Below are 20,086 nucleotides of genomic sequence, written 5' to 3' on the forward strand. Positions count from 1 at the left end.
ATGAATACAAAAGAGTTATGAAACAATGTCAAAGAGATTTTATCCCGTGATGAATCAATTCCCCCTGAAATATATAACTACTATATTAGCGATACCCAAATTTATACTGTTTCGGATAATAATTGTTTAATTACAACAAAATCAGAAATTGCAATTGGTGTTTTTGAAGCTGGCCTGAATGAAAAAATCAAACAAATTCTAAAAAAATTAACCGGAATTGAATATAACATTTCTTTTGAACTAGAAAAAAATATTAATAAAATCCCAGCGACTAATAACAATATTGATACTTTAATTGGTTCTGATGATAATTCTTATTATGATTATTATACTTTTGAAAACTTTGTGAAAGGTGATTCTAACCGTGAAGCGTTGCAAGCGGCGTTGGCTGTTGCACTTGATCTTGGAAAAAAATGGAATCCTTTATTTATCTATGGTGATTCTGGTTTAGGAAAAACCCATTTATTACATGCAATTAAAAATAAAGTTGATGAAATTTACCCCGGAACACAAAAAGTAAAATATTTAAAAGCCGATGAATTTGGAAAAATGGCAATGGATATTTTAAATCAAGGTCATGAAGTTATTGAAGCTTTTAAAACTTCTTATGATAAATTTGATTGTTTATTAATTGATGACATTCAATTACTAGCCAAACGAAATAAAACTAACGAATTATTCTTCTATATTTTTAACTCTTTTATTGAAAAAAATAAACAAATTGTTATTACTTCTGATAAATATCCCGATGATCTTGGTGGCTTTGAAGCACGGATTATCTCTCGTTTTTCTTATGGATTAAGTATTGGGTTGGATTCTCCCGACTTTGAGACAGCAATTAAAATCCTTGAACAAAAATTAAAACAGCAAAATAACTTAGCTTTATTTTCCGAAGAGTCACTAGAATTTATTGCTTTAAACTTTAATAGTGATGTGCGAAAATTAGAAGGAGCAATTAAACGGTTATTGTTTTTAGCTGTCATGAACAAAAAACCAGAGGAAATTATTACTTTAAAAGATGTTGAAAAAGCATTTAAAAATGCCCCACTCCAAAATAATGAAAAAATAACACCAAAAAAAATCAAACAAATTGTTGCTGATCATTATAATATCACAGTTAAGGCAATGATGAGTAAATCACGAATTAGTAATGTTATGCAAGCGCGCCAATTAGCAATGTATTTTTGTCGAACAATTCTTGATGAACCTTATACCAGAATTGGGGTTGAATTTGGTGGCAAAGATCATACAACAGTTATGAACAGTGTTAAAAAAGTTGAAAAGCAAATTGCAACAAATAAAGAATTTAAACAACTTGTAAATTCTATTCGTAAAAAGATTGAAGGTAAATAACATTGTTTTCCACCCAATAATTTAATATTTAACAAGACAAAAATTCAAAGACATTCTCATTTTTCCACAATATCAACACTATAATAATAATAAATTAAAGAATAATTTATAACAAAAGTGTATAATATTCTTATGATATAAATATGAAATTATGAGGTGCAATATATGATCGTAAATATCAAAAGAGAAAAAATATTAGAAGAATTACTAAAAGTAAGTAGAATCATATCACAAAGGACTTTAATTCCATCATTATTAGGAATCTTAATTGAAGTAAAAAAAGATAAAATTACTTTTACAACATCAGATGGTGACACTTCCATTAAATCAGAAATCCCAGTGGGCAAGGATTTAGTAATTAAATCAATAGGTGGCATTTTAATTAAAAATAAATTTATCATTGAAGTTATCCGCAAAATTGAAGATGAATTTATTACCTTAGAAGCAATTGAAGGTAGTTTAGTTAAAATTAAAGCTAATAATTTTGATTCAATCTTAAATACTCTAAATGCTTCAGATTACCCTCATATATCATTTGATACAGAAGGAAAAGAAATTACCTTCAATAATAACCTTTTAAAAGAAATTATTTCACAAACCTCTTTTGCCATTGGGGAAAGAGAAAAACGAATTGTGTTCAATGGTTTAAATATTCGCACGGATAAAGCAAATAATTTATTAGTAATCACGGCGACTGATTCGTTTCGTTTAGCATGCAAAAAAATTAATTATACTAGTGAAAATGATTTTGACGTTATTATTCCAGGAAAATTTATTAATGAAATTGGTAAACTTTTAACTGAAAATGATGATGATATTAAGATGAAGATTAGTGATAAATCTGTATGTATTATCTTAAATAATACAATAATACAATCAAAAATCATTGAGGGAAAATATCCTGACACAACCAAAGTAATTCCTGAGAATTTTGTTAGTTTATTAACATTAAATAATCGTGATTTAATTAAAATAATTGAAAGAGCTAGTGTATTATCAAACGAGGCAATGACAACAATTGTTACCTTAAAAATCAAAGACAACAAGGTATTTATCACTTCCTTTACCCAAGAAATTGGTAATTCCGAAGAAGAAATTAAAGATTTCCGGTTAAGTGGTACTGATCAGACCATTACTTTTAATTCAAAATACATCTTAGATGCTTTAAAATCATTTAAGACAAAAGAAGTAACAATTAAAATGATTGATGAAACAAAGCCTTTGATTATTGTTGCCGATGAAGAACCAAGTCTACAACAATTAGTATTACCAATTCGCTCATATTAATAACTTATAAATTGTTTATAAGTTATTTTTTTATTTTTTACGATTTTTTCGTATAATTTAGATACTAATTTTTGATAATAAAAAAAATAATATTGCAGAAATTAATTAGATAATTCACCCCTAATTTCCCTTAAAAATGGTAAAATATCATTGTATTGGAAATGAGGTTACTTTGTATTATGAATAATAACTATGATTCAGGTTCAATCCAAGTTTTAGAAGGATTAGAAGCAGTTAGAAAACGACCAGGAATGTATATTGGTTCAACTAATATTAGAGGGTTGCACCATTTAGTATGAGAAATTGTTGATAATTCAATTGATGAAGTTTTGGCTGGCTATTGTGATCAAATTGATATTGTAATAAATAAAGATAATTCAATTACAATTAAAGATAATGGGAGAGGGATTCCTATTGATATTCATGAAAAAACCAAAGTTTCAGCCCTAGAAACTGTTTTTACTGTTTTACATGCTGGGGGAAAATTTGATTCAAATACTTATAAGATTTCCGGTGGTCTACATGGAGTTGGAGCCAGTGTTGTTAATGCTTTAAGTAAATATTTAAAAGCAGAAGTTTATAAAGATAATAAAAGTTATTTAATTGAATTTCATCATGGGGGAAAGATTTTAACACCTCTACAAGAAATTGGAACAACTGAATTAAGAGGGACAACAATTACATTCCAACCAGATGAAACTATTTTTAAAGAAACAACAATTTTTAGTTTTTCAATTATCGAAGCAAGAATTAAACAATTAGCTTTTTTAAATAAAGGTTTAAAAATTTCATTAACTGATCTACGAGAAGATGAAGTTAATAAGGTAGCCTATCAATTTGCTAATGGTATTAAAGATTATGTGGGAGAATTAAATAAAACAATTGGATTACCGGTTAATGACATTTTTTATGTTGAAGGTAGTGAAAATAATATTCAAGTTGAATTTGGTTTGCAATATAATGATAGTTACTCTGATAATATTTTTTCATTTTGTAATAATATTAATACCTATGAAGGGGGAACCCATGAAGAAGGGATCAAGTTAGCAATCCAAAGAGAAATTAATAATTATGTTAAGAATTTAAATAAAAATAATAATAAAAATAATGATGACAAGTTTAATTGGGATGATTTAAGAGAAGGTTTGGCATGTATTATTTCTGTTAGAATTCCGGATCCCCAATTTGAAGGACAGACAAAGACAAAGTTATCAAATACGGAAGTTCGTAAAATTGTTTCAAATATTGTAGGAAAGGGATTAAGTAGTTATTTATTAGAAAACCCAGATGATGCCAAAAAAATTATTGAAAAAATTAATTTATCATTAAAAGCACGCATTGCAGCACAACGCGCAAAAGAAAATACTCGGCGAAAAACGGCTATGGATAGTTTTTCGTTACCAGGGAAATTATCAGATTGTGAAACAAAAGATGCTAATATTGCCGAATTATATATTGTCGAAGGGAACTCTGCGGGTGGAAGTGCCAAAGCAGGACGAGATCGCAAATTTCAAGCAATCTTACCATTACGGGGAAAAGTTTTAAATGTTGAAAAAGCTAAACAAATTAAAGTGTTTGAAAATAATGAAATTATTTCAATTATCACTGCTTTAGGAGCGGGGATTAAAGATAATTTTAATTCAAAAAAATTACGTTATCGTAAAATTGTTATTATGACCGATGCTGATGTTGATGGATCCCATATTAGAATTTTATTATTAACTTTCTTTTACCGTTATATGAAAGGTTTAATCGAAGAAGACTGTGTTTATATTGCTCAACCCCCATTATATAAAATTCAACATGGTAATAAAGTTAAATATGCTTATTCAGACAGTGAATTAGAAGAAATCAAAGCAGAATGGAAAGAAGATAATATTAATAATTTTACCATCCAACGGTATAAAGGATTAGGAGAAATGAATTCTGATCAATTATGGGATACCACAATGAACCCAGACAATCGCTTATTATTAAAAGTTTCTGTTAATAATGCAATTGAAGCAAATGTAATATGTAATGAACTAATGGGTGACAATGTGGAACCACGTAAAAAGTTTATTAAGGAAAATGCTAAATATGTGAAGAATTTAGATATTTAATTAAGAGGAGATTAATAAATGAGTGCAGAAGATAATAAAAATTATGATGGTGAGATTAAAGTAATTGATATTGCTGATGAAATGAAAACTAGTTTTTTAGATTATGCAATGTCTGTCATTGTTTCACGTGCAATTCCTGATGTTCGTGATGGGTTAAAACCAGTTCATCGTCGCATTCTTTATGCCATGTGGGATTTAAATATGACCCATGATAAACAACATAAAAAATCAGCGCGGATTGTGGGGGAAGTTATTGGTAAATACCACCCTCATGGTGATACTTCTGTTTATGAAGCAATGGTTAGAATGGCCCAGGATTTTTCTTACCGTTATCCTTTAATTGATGGACATGGTAATTTTGGATCATTAGATGGTGATGAACCAGCGGCGATGCGTTATACAGAAGCACGGATGAGTAAAATTGCCGGAGAATTAATTAAAGATATTGAAAAAGAAACTGTTGATTTCAATGATAACTATGATGGTAGTGAAAGGGAACCTTCCTATTTAACAGGATATTTTCCTAACCTTTTAATAAATGGTGCAAGTGGAATTGCGGTTGGGATGGCTACTAATATTCCACCTCATAACTTAAATGAAATTATTAATGGTGTGATTGCTATTACAAGAAATAAAGATATTACCACCGCTCAATTAATGCAAATTATAAAGGGACCTGATTTTCCAACAGGAGCATTAATAACAGCAGGGAATAGTTTATTAAAAGCTTATGAGACTGGGAATGGTTCAATTACTATTCGTGCTAAAATAAATATTGAAGAAAAAAATAATTGAAAAAGTATAATAATATCAGAAATTCCTTACCAAGTTAACAAAGCACGATTAGTAGAAAAAATTGCTGAATTAATTCGGGAAAAAATAATTAATGGAATTGCTGATTTAAGAGATGAATCAAACCGGGACGGAGTGCGCATTGTTATTGAACTAAAACGTGATGCACAAGAAACTTTAATTTTAAATAAGTTATATAAGATGACTCCGTTGCAAACTAATTTCTCATTAAATATTTTAGCTTTACATAAGAACCAACCAAAAATTATGGGTTTAAAACAGATCCTAAATTATTTTATTGAACACCAAGTTGAGATTATAATTAAACGAAGTATTTATGAATTAAATAAAATTACTAGTCGATTATTAATTTTAAAAGGTTTAAAAATCGCGTTAGATAATATTGATGAAGTTGTGGAAATAATTAAAAAATCCGATAGTTCACAAATAGCAATTGCAGCGTTAATGCAACGTTTTGAATTAGTTGTTGAACAAGCGAAAGCTATTTTGGAAATGCGTTTGCAAAGATTATTAGGATTAGAAGTTCAAAAAATTAATGATGAAATAATTGAAATAGAAAAAAGAATTATTGAACTTAATAATTTTATTAATAGTCGCGAAAAACAATTAGAGTTAATGATTACAGAATTAGAAGTTATTAAAACAAAATATGGTGATGAACGCCGTAGTATGATTATTAAGGAAGAGTTAACTGAAATTGATCCTGAAGAATTAATTAAACGAGAAGAAATTTTAATCATGTTAACAAAAGATGGTTATGTAAAAAGAGTCTCAAATGATACTTTCAAACCACAGAATCGCGGCGGTAAAGGAGTAACCGGATTATCTAATTCAGAAGATGTCTTAAGCAAAATTATAAGTGCTAATAGTATTGATTCTTTATTAATTTTTACGGATGCGGGAAGAGTTTATAAATTACGAGCATACCAAATTGAATCTTATTCTCGACAAGCACGAGGAATTCCAATTATCAATTTAATTTCAATTGATAAGAAAGAAAATATTAAGTCTATTTTAGCTGTTAATGAATTAGATGAAAGTACTGATAATTTATTCTTTGTAACTAAAAGAGGAATTATTAAAAAAACTAAACTATTAGAATTTAACCAAATTCGAAATACTGGAAAGGTTGCAATTGAATTAAAAGCAAATGATGAAGTAGTTGATGTTATCTTAACAAAAGGAAATGATGATATTATTATTGCAAATAGTGAAGGAAAAGTAATTCGCTTTAATGAAAACGAAATTCGCGCTATGAATCGCCAATCAGTTGGGGTAAAAGGAATATCAAATGGTCCTAATAGTGAAGTTATAGGAATTTGCTCTGGTCGTGATGCAAAGTATATTTTATCAATTACTACTAATGGTTTTGCGAAAAAAACATTATTGGAAGAATATCGGATCACCGGACGCGGTACTAAAGGGGTTAAATCAATGGCTTTAACTGAAAAAAAAGGAGATTTAAAATTTGTTAAATCAGTTGTTGGAGATGAAGATATTTTATTAGCAACAAAACATGGTAACGTAATTAGAATTGCACTAGACCAAATTCCAGTTTCTGGGCGAACTACAACTGGAATTAAAATTATTAAATTAGAAAATGATGATGTTTTAGAAGCTAGTGAGTTAATTAGAAAAAATGATCAAGAAAATGATGAAGGAAATAAGCAAGGAGATAATTAAAAATGTTGGACCAAAAATATGTGATTGAAAATATTGAACAAGTTATTAAAAGATTAAATGATCGTCAAGATGATTTTTCATACTTAAAGCAATTAGTTGATTTATCTGATCAGCGCAAAAAATTAATTACGGAATCTGAAAAATTAAAAGAAACTAGAAATAGTAATTCAAAAAAAGTTGGCGAATTAATGGCAGTAAAAAAAATATCAGAAGCTGATGAACTTAAAAAATTAATTTTAGAAGCAAAAAAAACTATTGAATCCCTAGATGAAAAATTAGCCATTGTTGAAGAAAAAATTAAAGCAATTCTAGATGTTACGCCTAATATTCCTGATGAATCAGTACTTGTTGGAAAAGATGAAAATGATAATGTGGAGATTAGAAAATGAGGAAGTATTAGAAAAATAAATAATATTAAAGAACATTGAGAAATTGCCACTAATTTAGATATTATTGATTTTGAAAGAGGAACTAAATTGTCAGGGTCAAGATTTATTATTTATAAAGGTTTAGGAGCACGGTTAGAAAGAGCAATTATAAATTTAATGCTAGATGAGCATTTGAAACGCGGTTATGTTGAAGTAATTCCTCCCATTTTGGTCCAACCTCAAATAATGCATGGGACAGGTAATTTACCAAAATTTGCAGCAGATGCTTATTATGTTGAAAAAGATAATTTATTTTTAATCCCAACTGCCGAAGTGCCAGTTACTAATATGTACCGTGAAGAAATCTTACAAGAATCGCAATTACCAATTCGTCATTGTGCGTATACACCATGTTTTAGACAAGAAGCCGGATCAGCTGGCAAAGATACAAAAGGAATTATTCGTCTCCATCAATTTAATAAAGTTGAGATGGTAAAAATTACAACCCAGGAAGAATCTTTCAATGAATTAGAAAAAATGGTCAATGATGCTGAACATATTTTACAATTATTAGAAATCCCTTATCGAGTAATCATCTTATCAACCGGGGATATGGGATTTTCTTCATCAAAAACCTATGATTTAGAATTATGAATGCCTGGGCAAGATAAATATCGGGAAGTATCATCATGTTCAAATTGTAAAGATTTCCAAGCAAGAAGAATGAAATTAAGATACAAAGATAATGCTGGGGTTGTTAAATTAGTTCATACATTAAATGGTTCAGGATTAGCAATTGATCGTGTTATTGCCGCAATTTTAGAAAATTACCAAAATGCTGATGGTAGTGTAACAGTGCCTAAAGCTTTGCAACCTTATTTAGGGATAGATAAAATTAGTTAAAATGTTTCACGTGAAACATTTTATTTTTTAAAAATTAACCTTGCAAGTAAAACAATATAATATATAATAGTAATGTCATTACAATAGTTACATTCGAAACTGGTCAGGTCCGGAAGGAAGCAGCCATAAGACTAAGGACTATGTGTAATGGCATTTTTTATGGTATAAAGGTTATGGTGATATTAATGAAACATGAAAATGAGATATTTGAGAAGTTATTAAAATTTTCGCAGAAAGCAGCAAGAAAAAATCAGGTTCCAATCGCTGCGGCAGTAGTTGATGAAAACCGCCAAATTATTGGGCTAGGTAGTAATAAAACAAATAAAAAAATTATTACTTCGCATGCTGAAATTTTAGCGTTGAACGCAGCTTGTAAAAAGTTAAAAACTAATAAGTTAAATAATTGCTCAATTTGAATAACTGTTGAACCATGTATGATGTGTTTAGGAGCATTTTTTAATGCTGGAATTAGACATATTTGCTATTTTTTGGAAAACGAAAAATCAGGTTTCATTAAATCTAACCATACCTTTGACTTATCTAAAATGTCCATTCACAAAGTTAAAGATCCTGAAAAGAATAATCAAGTAAAAAAAATTATGAAAGATTTTTTTAAAAAACTAAGATAGATAATTTTATAATTAAATAGTAAAATTATCTTAGAGTAACTTTTAGGAGGAATAAAATGAATTACATCTCATTGTATCGGAAATACCGACCAAATAACTTTGATAAAATAATAGGCCAAAAAGAAATTAAAACAGCATTAAAAAATGCTATAAAAAATAATACATTTTCGCATGCTTATTTATTTTCAGGTCCCCGGGGAACCGGAAAAACTTCAATTGCTAAAATTTTTGCTAAAGCAATTAATTGTTTAAATTTAGTGGAAGGTAACCCTTGTAATACATGTGAACATTGTGTAGAAATTAATCGCGGTTCATCTGTTGATATTTTTGAAATTGATGCTGCCTCAAATAATGGGGTCGATGAAATTCGTGAAATTAAAAATAATGTTCAACTTTTACCTACTAAAATGAAGTATAAAGTTTATATCATTGATGAAGTTCATATGTTAACGAATTCAGCTTTTAATGCCTTGTTAAAAACATTAGAAGAACCGCCACATCATGTTATTTTTATTTTAGCCACTACTGAAAGTCACAAAGTTCCTGCGACAATTATTTCACGTTGTCAAAAATATAATTTTAAAAAAATATCAAAAGTTGAACTTGAAAGTAATATTAAAAAAATCTTGGAAAATGAAAATGTAAAATTTGAAATTCCGGCAATTCAACAAATTGTTTTATTGTCAGATGGTAGTGCTCGTGATTCATTAAGTATTCTTGAACAAGTTATTATGTTTTCTGATGGGGCAATAACTCTTGAAAATGTAAATACAATCTTTGCAACAATTTCAAAACAGAAAAAATTAAGTTTACTAAAAGAAATATTCGAATATCAAACTAATAATGTTTTGCTTCAAGCCAAAGAAATTTATCTATCTGGAGCTGATTTTGAACTATTAACAATTAATATGTTAGATATTTTAAAAGAAATTTTTGAATATCAACAAACTAAAAATGCAGTTTTTTTAAGTATATTATCAGAAGAAGAAGCACAAATTTTTGAAAATAAACTAGTTACAAAAGAATTATTAGAATTGATTGATCTTTTCACAGAGATGTTAGTAAAAATGAAAATGAATAAAGCACAAGACATGTATTTTGAATTAATTCTTTTAAAAGCATTAGCTATCTTTGAAAATAATAAAAAAGATTTTGCTGATTTAGATTTAACATTAATTAGTGATAACAAACTTGCGGATAATCAACATAGTTATATTAAAAATAAATCTGAAAATATAAATATAAATGGAATAAATTTTGATAATAAAATTAATGCAAAACCTTTAGGAAACATAGAAAATTCAATAGAAAAAGACCAACATTCTAATAATATTAGCGACAAAGAAGATATAAAAATTAAAGAAGAACCTAAGATACACCATGATTTTGTACAACCAAATATCTTTTCTTTTGATGATGAAAAAGATTTTGAAATAGGAAATAATAATGTGGAAAATAATAATATTGAAATTAAAATAGAAGGAGCTTTTGAAACTTCCGAACTATCAGAACAAAAAAATAATGAGTCTAATGAACCTATTAATGAACATATTATAGTTAAAGAAGAACAACAAGTAACTCAAATCGAAGCATTAAAAAAAGAACACGAAGAAGAGAATACTGAGGAATCTAAACAACCAGAAAATATTGATAATTTAAATAAATTTAAAGAGAATGTTAAAATAAATATTGATATTTATAAATTTTCAAATATTAATTATTCAATGCAACAAATTTTAAATATTTTAGTAAGTGCTGAAAAAGAACAACGTGAACGTTACGAAATTTTATTTGAAACTTTAATTAAAAAAAAAAGTAAAGATATTCCACTGGAAAAAATCATTAGTTTTTATAATGTTAAGTTTGTTGCTGCTTCTGATCAAGGAGTAATTATTGTAACAAATACAAAACCAGAAGCTAATTGAATAAGTCATGAAATGTGTGATTGAGAATTCAGAAATAAAATTTTCCAGAAGCTAGATTTTGATTTTGTTATTATTGTACTAAGTGAAACAGAATGAAGTGATGTTAAAAATGATTATGCAAAATTGCGCCAAGCTAAAAAATTACCAATGAGTTCAATTATAGATGTTGAAGAATTTTACCAAGATTTATTAGTAAAACAAATTGATAATTATGAAGAGCATAAAGAAGCAATTGAAAATGGTAAAGAAATTTTTGACAACATTAAAATTATTGAATAAATTATTTTAATAGGGGGATAACAATGAATAATTATGATGAAATAATTGAAGAGTTAAAAACTATTTTAGGGGTTGGCAAAAAAGTAGCCGAAAGAATTTTTAATAAATTAGTAACCAATCCAAATGTTAATACTAATCTCAGTGAATTATTATCCCAAATAAAGGAGCAATTTAGCCAGTGTCCAATTTGTTTTTCATTAATGAAAGATAATCAATGTTTATTTTGTTATAATGATTTAAGAGATAATACAAAATTGTGTATTGTTACGAATGTTTTTGATGTTTTTACTTTTGAAAAAGCTAGAATCTTTAATGGCTTATATCATGTTTTAAACCAAGAAATAAATGTCAAAAATGGTATTACACCAGACAAAATTACAGTTAAAGAATTAGAAAGCAGATTAAATGATAAAATAATAAATGAAGTTATTATTGCAGTAAGTTCAACTTTTGAAGGTGAGGTAACTGCCCAGTATTTAAAAAATATTATAGAAAAATACCATATCAAAGTCTCAAGGCTTGCAAGAGGAATCCCGATTGGCGGAACGCTTGATTATATTGATGAAGCAACTTTAAAGCAGGCATTAGAAGGCCGAAAAGATATATAAGGGGTGAAGATAATGTTATTTATATCATTCGAAGGGATTGATGGCTCTGGAAAAACAACCATTGCTAAATTATTAAAAGAAAAGTTAAAAAGTCAAGGTTACGAAGTTGTGTTAACAAGAGAACCGGGGGGTAATGAGATTGCTGAGCAAATTCGCGATATTATTTTAAGTAAAAAAAATTCACAAATGGATCCATGAACTGAAGCATTATTATATATTGCTGCACGGAAACAACACGTGAGTGAAGATATTTTGCCAGCTTTAAAAAGAGGAGCCATTGTTCTTTGCGATCGCTTTATGGATTCAACTTCTGCTTATCAAGGTTATGCCCGAGGGCTTGGAATTAGAACATTAGATGAAGTTCAATCAATTGTTTTAGGAACAACAAAACCAGATTTAACATTGTTTTTTGATATTGAACCAACAGCTGCTCGCGAAAGAATGAAAGCACGATTTGAAGATGAAATGGATCGGTTAGATTTAGAAAAACAATCTTTTCATGAAAAAGTTTATGAAGGTTACCAAGTTTTAATTAGTGAGCATTCTGACCGCATTAAAGTAGTTGATGCACGTAAACCAATTAATGAAGTTTTAGAACAAGTGTCATATTATATTGATGAAGTTTTAGCAAAATTACAAGGAAATAAAAATAATGAGTAACAATTTTGCACCAGTAGATTTAAAAAAACTTAATATCTTAAAAGAAAAAATTAATAATAATCTTTTACCTAATCAATTAATAATTTCATCAAATAATATAACAAAATTAAATGAATTTGCTAAACTTCTTAGTATGTTTTTAGTTTGTGAAAAAGAACGGACTTTTGATTGCGACTGTGTAAATTGTGTCAGAATCAAAAACAATACTTATTATGATTTAAAAGCATATGGTGATTTTAATACTAGTATTAAAAAAGAAGAAATTCAAAATATTATCGAAGTTTTTAATTATTCTGCTTTAGAAAATAAAGGAGTCAAAATCTATATTATTAAAGGAGGAGATTTGCTAACTCTAGAAGCGGCTAATGCTTTATTAAAATTTTTAGAAGAGCCAACTGATAATACATACGCCATTATTTTATCTAATCAACGCAATAGAATTATTGAAACAATTAAATCACGATGTTTAAATATTATTTTAACAAATGATTTTAATGCGCTTAAGGATGAGAATGACGATGCCAAACAAAAGTTTGTCCAAGTTTTTTTTAAAAATCTTGTTCACCAAAAAAATAACAATTATATTTTAATTCGCCAATTATTTGATTATACCTCAACTGATTGTTATGAATATTTATCTGAAATTGCTAATGTCATCAAGAATAATAAGTGAGAACAATATAACCTAGATGAAAAAGAAATGCTCTTATTATTGAAGCCAATTAAACATCATATTATTGAAGAGTGCTATTCAGCATGTAATCTTTTAGGGGGAAGTTTTAACAAGGAATTAATTTTAGAACGAGTAATAATTAAAATTAGCCAGGTGGTATAAAATGAAGGTATTAAATGATTTATTAAATTTTGAAGGCTTACAATTATATCAAAGAACTGATATGTTTAATTTTTCTCTTGATTCAGTGTTGCTAGCGAGATTTGCACGGTTAAATAGCCGCATTAAAAAAATTATTGATATTGGAACCAATAATGCGGTGATTCCTTTAATTTTGAGTTGCTATACAAATGCCCAAATCACGGGAGTTGAAATTCAAGAGGAAGCAGCCCAATTAGCACAGGATAATGTGCATTTAAACAAAAAATCTTCGCAAATAATGATTATTAATGATGATATTAAACATTATGCGCAAGTCAATGCCCGTGACAAATTTGAGTTAGTAATTTGTAACCCGCCATTTTTTAAAGTGGGAGAATCAAAACTAAATGAAAAAAGTGAACTGTTAATTCCGGCGCGCCATGAAGTCCACTTAACTTTGCCAGAAATGATTAGTGCAGCGCGAAAAATAACTGAAAACCGTGGTTATTTAGTACTAGTTCATCGAGCAACCAGATTAGATGAAGTTTTAAACTTATTAACAACCAATGATTTTGCTGTTAAAAGAATTAAATTTATTCACTCCTTTCGCGATAGTGAAGCAAATAATGTTTTAATTGAAGCGCGTTTTAAGGGAACACCAGGGGTTATTATTGAACCACCATTTATTGTCCATAATGAAGATGGTAGTTATACCGAAGAAATTAAAGCAATGTTTAGAAAATAAGGGGGAAGATGATGAATTTTGATATGTTAGATAAGAATCAAAAATATATTATTGGGGTGTCCGGCGGACCCGATAGTATGTTTTTACTGGACAATATTTATCAAAACAAAGAATTTGATATTAATAATTTTATTGTAGGGGTTGTTAATTATAAAAAAAGATCAGATAGTGATATTGACCAACAGATTGTTGTTGATTATTGTATCCGTCATAAAATTGCTTATTATGTTAAAGAAGTTAGCAAGGATGATTATCTAAAATATCAACAAGTTTCTCATAATTTTCAAACAATAGCCCGGGATATTCGTTATGATTTCTTTATTGAACTTGCCCAAGAATATGCTTGCCATGCCGTTTTAGTAGCCCATAATTTAACGGATAATATTGAAACCTATATCTTACAAAAGCAGCGTAATAATATTGTTGAACATTATGGGTTGAGTCCCGATAGTATTTATTATTCAAAATTTAGTTCAACCACAATAGCTATTAAAAGAATTATGTTAGATACTCGCCGGGAGTTTATTATTGAGTATTTAAATAATAATAAAATTAATTATGCATTGGATTACACTAATATTTTAGGAATTTATAACCGGAATGTTATTCGAAGCGAACTCCAGGATTTTAATTTTGCAGATTTGCTAGCGGAAATGAAAGACCAAAATTATGCCAATGAAAAATTAAAACAAGTTGGCAAGGACTATTTAATTGATAATTTTGGTCAAATTAATGTTTCTAGTTTTAGGAACATAACTGATTTAAAATTACAAAAGATGATTATTTTTAATTATTTTAAAATAGCAAAGTTAACTAGTTTAATTATTAATAAAAAACGGAAATTTTTAGATGAAGTTGTGAAAGAAATATCATCACCAAAGCCAAACATTATGATCAAAATCAATGAAGAATATTTTTTAGTCAAAAGTTATGAAAATGTTGAAATTAAAACTAAAGCCCAATTAGCCTTGACAACTATTATTATTAAGGATGCTCAACAAACATACCATTGAAAAAATCACATAATTATCAAATCGGTAAAAGATAATTTTAATTTTTTTGTAACAACTGAACAGTTGCCATTAAAGATAACCAATGATCCTGCAATTTTAAAAAATGTCTTGTTAAATGGTAAACAACTAACAAAGATCTTTATCAAAGAAAAAATTAATCTGTTAATTCGTTTAAATTATGTTATTATAGATAAAAACAATGAAATTGTTGCAATTAATGATTTATTAAGAGCAAAATTGTACAAACCTTCATATTTAAATGAAAAATGTCTGTTAAATGAGAAATATAATTTTAATGAAAAAGAAAAATTTATTATCTATTTTATGATAAAATAGTTTAGAATTAGTGTTATTAACTTATTTTATGTTTGGTTATTAATAAAATCATAGGTTCTAACCATTAGGAAGGAAAAAAATATGAACAAAAAGAGATTATGACTAGGGATTATATTAAGCTTAATTTTTATTGCTTTAATTATCTTAATGATTGTTATTTGGATGCGATCAGATGTCACAAAAATTAATCAAGGAAAAATGCAAGAAATAGTTGAGACGGGTAATTATGATGGCAAAAAAATGGATGAAATTTCAGTGAATGCTGCTGTTGGTCGTAATACTGTTGTTGTTCAAGGTGAAATTAAATATAAAGATGGTGGTAAAACTGTTGTTGTTAAATATTCATCAGAATGAGACCGTGGAAGTTTTGATACTTTCAGTTATTACACGACAACTAATACATCGGATCCTGCCCACCCCATAGTAACCTATCATAATCGTTGAACAGAAAGTTTCGCAGCAAAAAATGTTACTTTAAATGGTGGTTTTAATACCTATGATCGTGAATTTGTTCCATATTGAGAACAAGCATTAGTGCAAATTGTCCCATGAGTATTATTAATTGGGGTTTCAATTTGGTTAATGGTTAGATTAACAAAAGCTTCTGGAGGAATGGGTGGTGCTAATCCATTCTCAATGGGGAAAAATAAAGCTCGTCAAATTCAATCAAATGTTCGCTTTTCTGATGTGGCGGGAATTAACGAAGAAAAAACTGAATTAGTTGAATTAGTTGATTACTTAAAAAATCCACAAAAATATTCAACAATGGGAGCGCGTGCTCCAAAGGGAGTGTTAATGGAAGGACCACCGGGAACCGGAAAAACTTTATTAGCAAAAGCTGTTGCGGGAGAAGCTGGTGTACCATTCTTCTCAATTTCTGGTTCTGAATTTGAAGAAATGTTTGTTGGGGTAGGTGCCTCAAGAATTCGAGAAATGTTTGGTGCTGCTAAAAAAGCGGCTCCATGTATCATTTTTATTGATGAAATTGATGCTGTTGGTCGGAAACGGACAATTTCAATTGGCAGTGGGGCTAATGAACAAACCTTAAACCAGTTACTAGTTGAAATGGACGGGTTTGGTACTAACACCGGAGTTATTGTGATGGCTGCTACCAACCGAGTTGATGTTTTAGATCCTGCGTTATTACGTCCAGGTCGTTTTGACCGCCAAATTCAAATTTCATTACCTGATATTAATGAACGGGAATCTATTTTACGTTTGCATGCTCGGAATAAAGCAATTTCAACCGAAGTTGATTTCCGCCGAATTGCGGAAAGAACACCAGGGTTCTCCGGAGCACAGTTAGAAAACGTCTTAAATGAAGCAGCAATTTTATGTGTCCGTAAAAATATTAAAGTAATTACTGTTGATATTATTGATGAAGCGATTGACCGGGTAATTGGGGGGCCAGCGAAAGAATCACGTAAGTACTCTGTTTTAGACAAACAAATTGTTTCTTACCATGAAGGTGGGCATGCTTTAATTGGATTAAAATTAGAAGCAGCAAGTAAAGTTCAAAAAGTAACAATTATCCCCCGGGGACAAGCTGGTGGTTATACAATTATGACCCCAAAAGAAGAAACAATGTTCCATAGTAAAGAAAACTTATACGCTACAATTACCGGATACTTGGGAGGAAGAGCGGCCGAAGAAATTATGTTTGGAAAAACTAAAATTACTACGGGGGCGCATGATGACCTTGAAAAAGCAACTAATATTGCTCGTCATATGGTTACTGAATATGGAATGAGTCCGTTAGGATTAGTTCAATTTGAATCACCAAAAGATGAATACAGTGGTGGGGTAAAACGTTATTCAGAAGATGTTGCTGCTAAAATCGATACCGAAGTTCGTAAAATCTTGGATGATTGCTATGTAACTGCTAAAGCAATTATTTCAGAAAATATGGAAACGCTTCATTTATTAGCTGAAAGTTTACGTGTCTTAGAAACCTTGACTGCTGAACAAATTGAATTTATTAATAAAAATAACCGTTTACCAGATGAAGTTCTTCGGGAAAAAGAACGTTCAGCTAAACATAAAGAAAAAGAAGCAAAAGGTGAGATCTTAGAAGTCAAACCACGTGAACGGAAAAAAGAGCCACCAAAAAATGATGATGATCATGATAAAAAAGATGATAAATCAAATAATAAAAACTAAAAAGACTGTCAATTGACAGTTTTTCTTTTTTTTAAATTAAGAAATTACACGGACAATGAAATTATCTTGTTTTTTATTATTATTTAAGGTATAGTTAATCTAAGAGGGGTATATTTATATGGGTCGTGGTAAAGATTTTGTATTAACAATTTCATATTTTGTTAACGAAATAAAGAACATTTTTTTATGTACCACTGTACTGACCTTTTTTGCATTAATTTTATTTAAGTTATTAATTTTAGGGTATAACTGATATAAAAAAACGAAAACTATTGTTAGTTATAACAAAAATTACTTGGATTTTAAAAAACAATTAAGAGCAGTTATATTATTTATCACATTTTTATTTATTTTTCAAAATCTAATTAATAAATCTTTACAGGGTAATGTATTTTTATTTGATAACCTAATTTTATTGATCCTATTAGTAACTTTATTAATTAACCCTCACAAAAATATTAATGTTGTTTTAAAAGGAGTCAAGACTTTATTTTGAATTTTAATTATTATTTATACTAATGAAAAGGTTTTTTGATTTGAACACTTAAAATTAATTAATGTTTTCATCACATTTGTGATATTGATGAGCACTATTTTTTACATTAAAGCTTCGAAAGAACGCTTTTTTGTCCATAAGATTGGCAAAATTTTAATCTGGATAATTATTCTATCGTTATTTAATTATCTCTATGAAATTTCGATGTCATATTTGCAAGTTGTTTCACATAGTAGTGTTAAAACAGTGCTAGAATATTGTCACTTGATGTTAATAATTATTCCGTCAGCGTTAGAATTATTAGCAATCTTTTATGCAGTTCAATCTGAACCAGAAATTGCTTGAGAAACAAACGATGATGAAATAATTACATCGAATTTAAAAATTCTTAGTAAGCAGGGGGATTTGTTAACCAAGAATTTTAAAATTATTGAAAATGGTTATATGGTTGTTTTAAAAAATTAATTTTTTAGTGCAACAATCATTTAAAGTCAATTATTTAACAAAAAAATAATTATTATTTATTAACTACATAAAAAATATTGAGGCAATATATAGATTACCCAAAATATAAAAACGTATGATAATACTAACTACTAACAAAAAACTTATTACATATAAATTGATTTTTATATTGCTTTTAGCGATAAAAATTAACTTATTACTAACCAAGGTTAACAACTAAATATATATTAAGTGGAGGAGATGAAACAATGATGAAAATAGTTAACAATAACAACAATTTGTTAAAAAAATTATCTATTAAAAATATCATTAATTTATTATCTGATGGCCACCAATCCCAACAACTTGTAATTTTAAATCAAAATTATTAGATGTTTAGAATAAATTATAATTTTACTGGAAACATATTAGATGGAATTAAGAAGTTTATACAAAAAAATCAAATTACAAGGTATTAATTCAACGGGAATTACAAAAGCTATTTCAGATTATATTGTGGAAAATATTAAACAACGCAATATTGAAGCATTATCACTTAAAAAAATTGCTAAAAACTGCAATGTAAGTGATGCTACCATAACTAGATATTGCAAAGAATTGGGTTATTCAGGGTTTATTCCTTTTAAAAAACATTTAGATGCCATTAATACTAACTATGTTATTAATAACCATGAGGTGATTATTAATCGGAGTTTAGTTGAATCAACAGAGAAATTTTATGATGAATATGTTAATATTTATAATCGTGGACGATTAGCAATTAAAATGCTAATTAAAAATGGAATGATTGATCGCATCGCAAGTTTACTTAAAAATTGCCAAAGAATTTTTATTGCCGGAAACAATATTAATTATAGTCAAACAATTGATTTTAAAAATCATTTAATCGCGAGTGGGTTTAATGTTTTATTAGAATAAGATGAAGTAGCTATCACTTCATTTGCGAATATTGCAACTAAAAATGATGTGTTTATTACAATCTCATTGGCGGGAACCGACACTTTTTTAGAAAGTGCGGGCCAATGTGCGAAGTCAAACGGAGCACAATGGATTGCAATTACTAGTGTTTCGGATTCAGTTTTTCAAAATGCTGACCAATTAATTGTGTTAGAAAGTAAAGAATGAAATATTTGGAACTTGTATAGTTTACGAGGACAAATGCTGTTTGAATTTTGAAATGTTGTTTATTTGGCAACCGTTCATAAAATGATGGAAGCCGAAAATTACGAAAAGGCCTTTGATTCATATCAGGAAACAGATGACTTAAGTAATTTAAAAATTAAGATATAACATATTGTTAATTTAAAAAAATATTGGATTAAACCAATATTTTTTATTTATTTAATTTAATAATTATGGTTAAATTATAATATGATTAAATACTAATTTATCACAGACATTTTTTGAACGGGATTAAAAGTAAGGTCTTTTGATTTTATTTTTGGAA

Annotated in this window: 17 protein-coding genes and 1 other RNA gene; all 18 read left to right on the plus strand. The window is 28.3% G+C overall.

What is annotated here, in order from left to right; all coding sequences use genetic code 4:
- Window positions 1-1,353 carry a chromosomal replication initiator protein DnaA gene (dnaA, locus tag SERIO_RS00005; protein ID WP_047790896.1) on the plus strand — a complete coding sequence of 451 codons (1,353 nt, stop codon included), beginning with the start codon at window positions 1-3 and terminating at the stop codon, window positions 1,351-1,353.
- Window positions 1,354-1,518: 165 nt separating this feature from the next.
- Window positions 1,519-2,640 carry a DNA polymerase III subunit beta gene (gene dnaN, locus SERIO_RS00010; protein ID WP_047790897.1) on the plus strand — a complete coding sequence of 374 codons (1,122 nt, stop codon included), beginning with the start codon at window positions 1,519-1,521 and terminating at the stop codon, window positions 2,638-2,640.
- Window positions 2,641-2,819: 179 nt separating this feature from the next.
- Complete coding sequence (gene gyrB, locus SERIO_RS00015) at window positions 2,820-4,742, plus strand: DNA topoisomerase (ATP-hydrolyzing) subunit B (protein ID WP_047790898.1); 1,923 nt, start codon at window positions 2,820-2,822, stop codon at window positions 4,740-4,742.
- 18 nt (window positions 4,743-4,760) lie between these two features.
- Window positions 4,761-7,238, plus strand: a complete 2,478-nt coding sequence (gene gyrA / locus SERIO_RS00020) for a DNA gyrase subunit A (RefSeq protein WP_047790899.1) — start codon at window positions 4,761-4,763, stop codon at window positions 7,236-7,238.
- 2 nt (window positions 7,239-7,240) lie between these two features.
- Window positions 7,241-8,509 (plus strand): serine--tRNA ligase, encoded by a 1,269-nt coding sequence (gene serS, locus SERIO_RS00025; protein WP_047790900.1) that lies wholly within the window; start codon window positions 7,241-7,243, stop codon window positions 8,507-8,509.
- Between the two features lie 68 nt (window positions 8,510-8,577).
- Window positions 8,578-8,670, plus strand: an RNA gene (ffs, locus tag SERIO_RS06355) — signal recognition particle sRNA small type.
- A 24-nt stretch (window positions 8,671-8,694) separates the two neighbouring features.
- Window positions 8,695-9,138 carry a deaminase gene (locus tag SERIO_RS00030; protein ID WP_047791964.1) on the plus strand — a complete coding sequence of 148 codons (444 nt, stop codon included), beginning with the start codon at window positions 8,695-8,697 and terminating at the stop codon, window positions 9,136-9,138.
- A 56-nt stretch (window positions 9,139-9,194) separates the two neighbouring features.
- Window positions 9,195-11,342 (plus strand): DNA polymerase III subunit gamma/tau, encoded by a 2,148-nt coding sequence (gene dnaX, locus SERIO_RS00035; RefSeq protein WP_047790901.1) that lies wholly within the window; start codon window positions 9,195-9,197, stop codon window positions 11,340-11,342.
- Window positions 11,343-11,365: 23 nt separating this feature from the next.
- Complete coding sequence (gene recR, locus SERIO_RS00040; RefSeq protein ID WP_047790902.1) at window positions 11,366-11,950, plus strand: recombination mediator RecR; 585 nt, start codon at window positions 11,366-11,368, stop codon at window positions 11,948-11,950.
- 12 nt (window positions 11,951-11,962) lie between these two features.
- Window positions 11,963-12,610, plus strand: coding sequence for a dTMP kinase (tmk, locus tag SERIO_RS00045; RefSeq protein ID WP_047790903.1), 648 nt, complete (start codon window positions 11,963-11,965; stop codon window positions 12,608-12,610).
- Entirely contained in the window at window positions 12,603-13,445 is an 843-nt protein-coding gene (locus tag SERIO_RS00050; protein ID WP_047790904.1) for a DNA polymerase III delta subunit-related protein, read from the plus strand. The genes tmk and SERIO_RS00050 overlap by 8 nt, the downstream gene beginning before the upstream one ends.
- Before the next feature lies 1 nt (window position 13,446).
- Window positions 13,447-14,169 (plus strand): tRNA1(Val) (adenine(37)-N6)-methyltransferase, encoded by a 723-nt coding sequence (locus tag SERIO_RS00055; protein WP_047790905.1) that lies wholly within the window; start codon window positions 13,447-13,449, stop codon window positions 14,167-14,169.
- 8 nt (window positions 14,170-14,177) lie between these two features.
- Window positions 14,178-15,518 (plus strand): tRNA lysidine(34) synthetase TilS, encoded by a 1,341-nt coding sequence (tilS, locus tag SERIO_RS00060; protein WP_236682147.1) that lies wholly within the window; start codon window positions 14,178-14,180, stop codon window positions 15,516-15,518.
- Between the two features lie 81 nt (window positions 15,519-15,599).
- Entirely contained in the window at window positions 15,600-17,678 is a 2,079-nt protein-coding gene (gene ftsH / locus SERIO_RS00065; RefSeq protein WP_047790907.1) for an ATP-dependent zinc metalloprotease FtsH, read from the plus strand.
- 583 nt (window positions 17,679-18,261) lie between these two features.
- Window positions 18,262-18,639: a hypothetical protein gene (locus tag SERIO_RS06470; protein ID WP_158500484.1), complete on the plus strand. Its 378-nt coding sequence runs from the start codon at window positions 18,262-18,264 to the stop codon at window positions 18,637-18,639.
- Between the two features lie 248 nt (window positions 18,640-18,887).
- The gene (locus SERIO_RS06795) at window positions 18,888-19,010 is read left to right on the plus strand and encodes a hypothetical protein (protein WP_257787434.1); all 123 of its coding nucleotides are present in this window, start codon (window positions 18,888-18,890) and stop codon (window positions 19,008-19,010) included.
- A 40-nt stretch (window positions 19,011-19,050) separates the two neighbouring features.
- Window positions 19,051-19,557 (plus strand): MurR/RpiR family transcriptional regulator, encoded by a 507-nt coding sequence (locus SERIO_RS00075; protein WP_047790909.1) that lies wholly within the window; start codon window positions 19,051-19,053, stop codon window positions 19,555-19,557.
- Between the two features lie 48 nt (window positions 19,558-19,605).
- Complete coding sequence (locus SERIO_RS00080) at window positions 19,606-19,929, plus strand: phosphoheptose isomerase family protein (RefSeq protein ID WP_148553386.1); 324 nt, start codon at window positions 19,606-19,608, stop codon at window positions 19,927-19,929.
- Window positions 19,930-20,086: the final 157 nt, after the last annotated feature.

This window comes from Spiroplasma eriocheiris, from assembly GCF_001029265.1.
Classification (GTDB): Bacteria; Bacillota_I; Bacilli_A; order Mycoplasmatales; family Mycoplasmataceae; genus Spiroplasma; species Spiroplasma eriocheiris.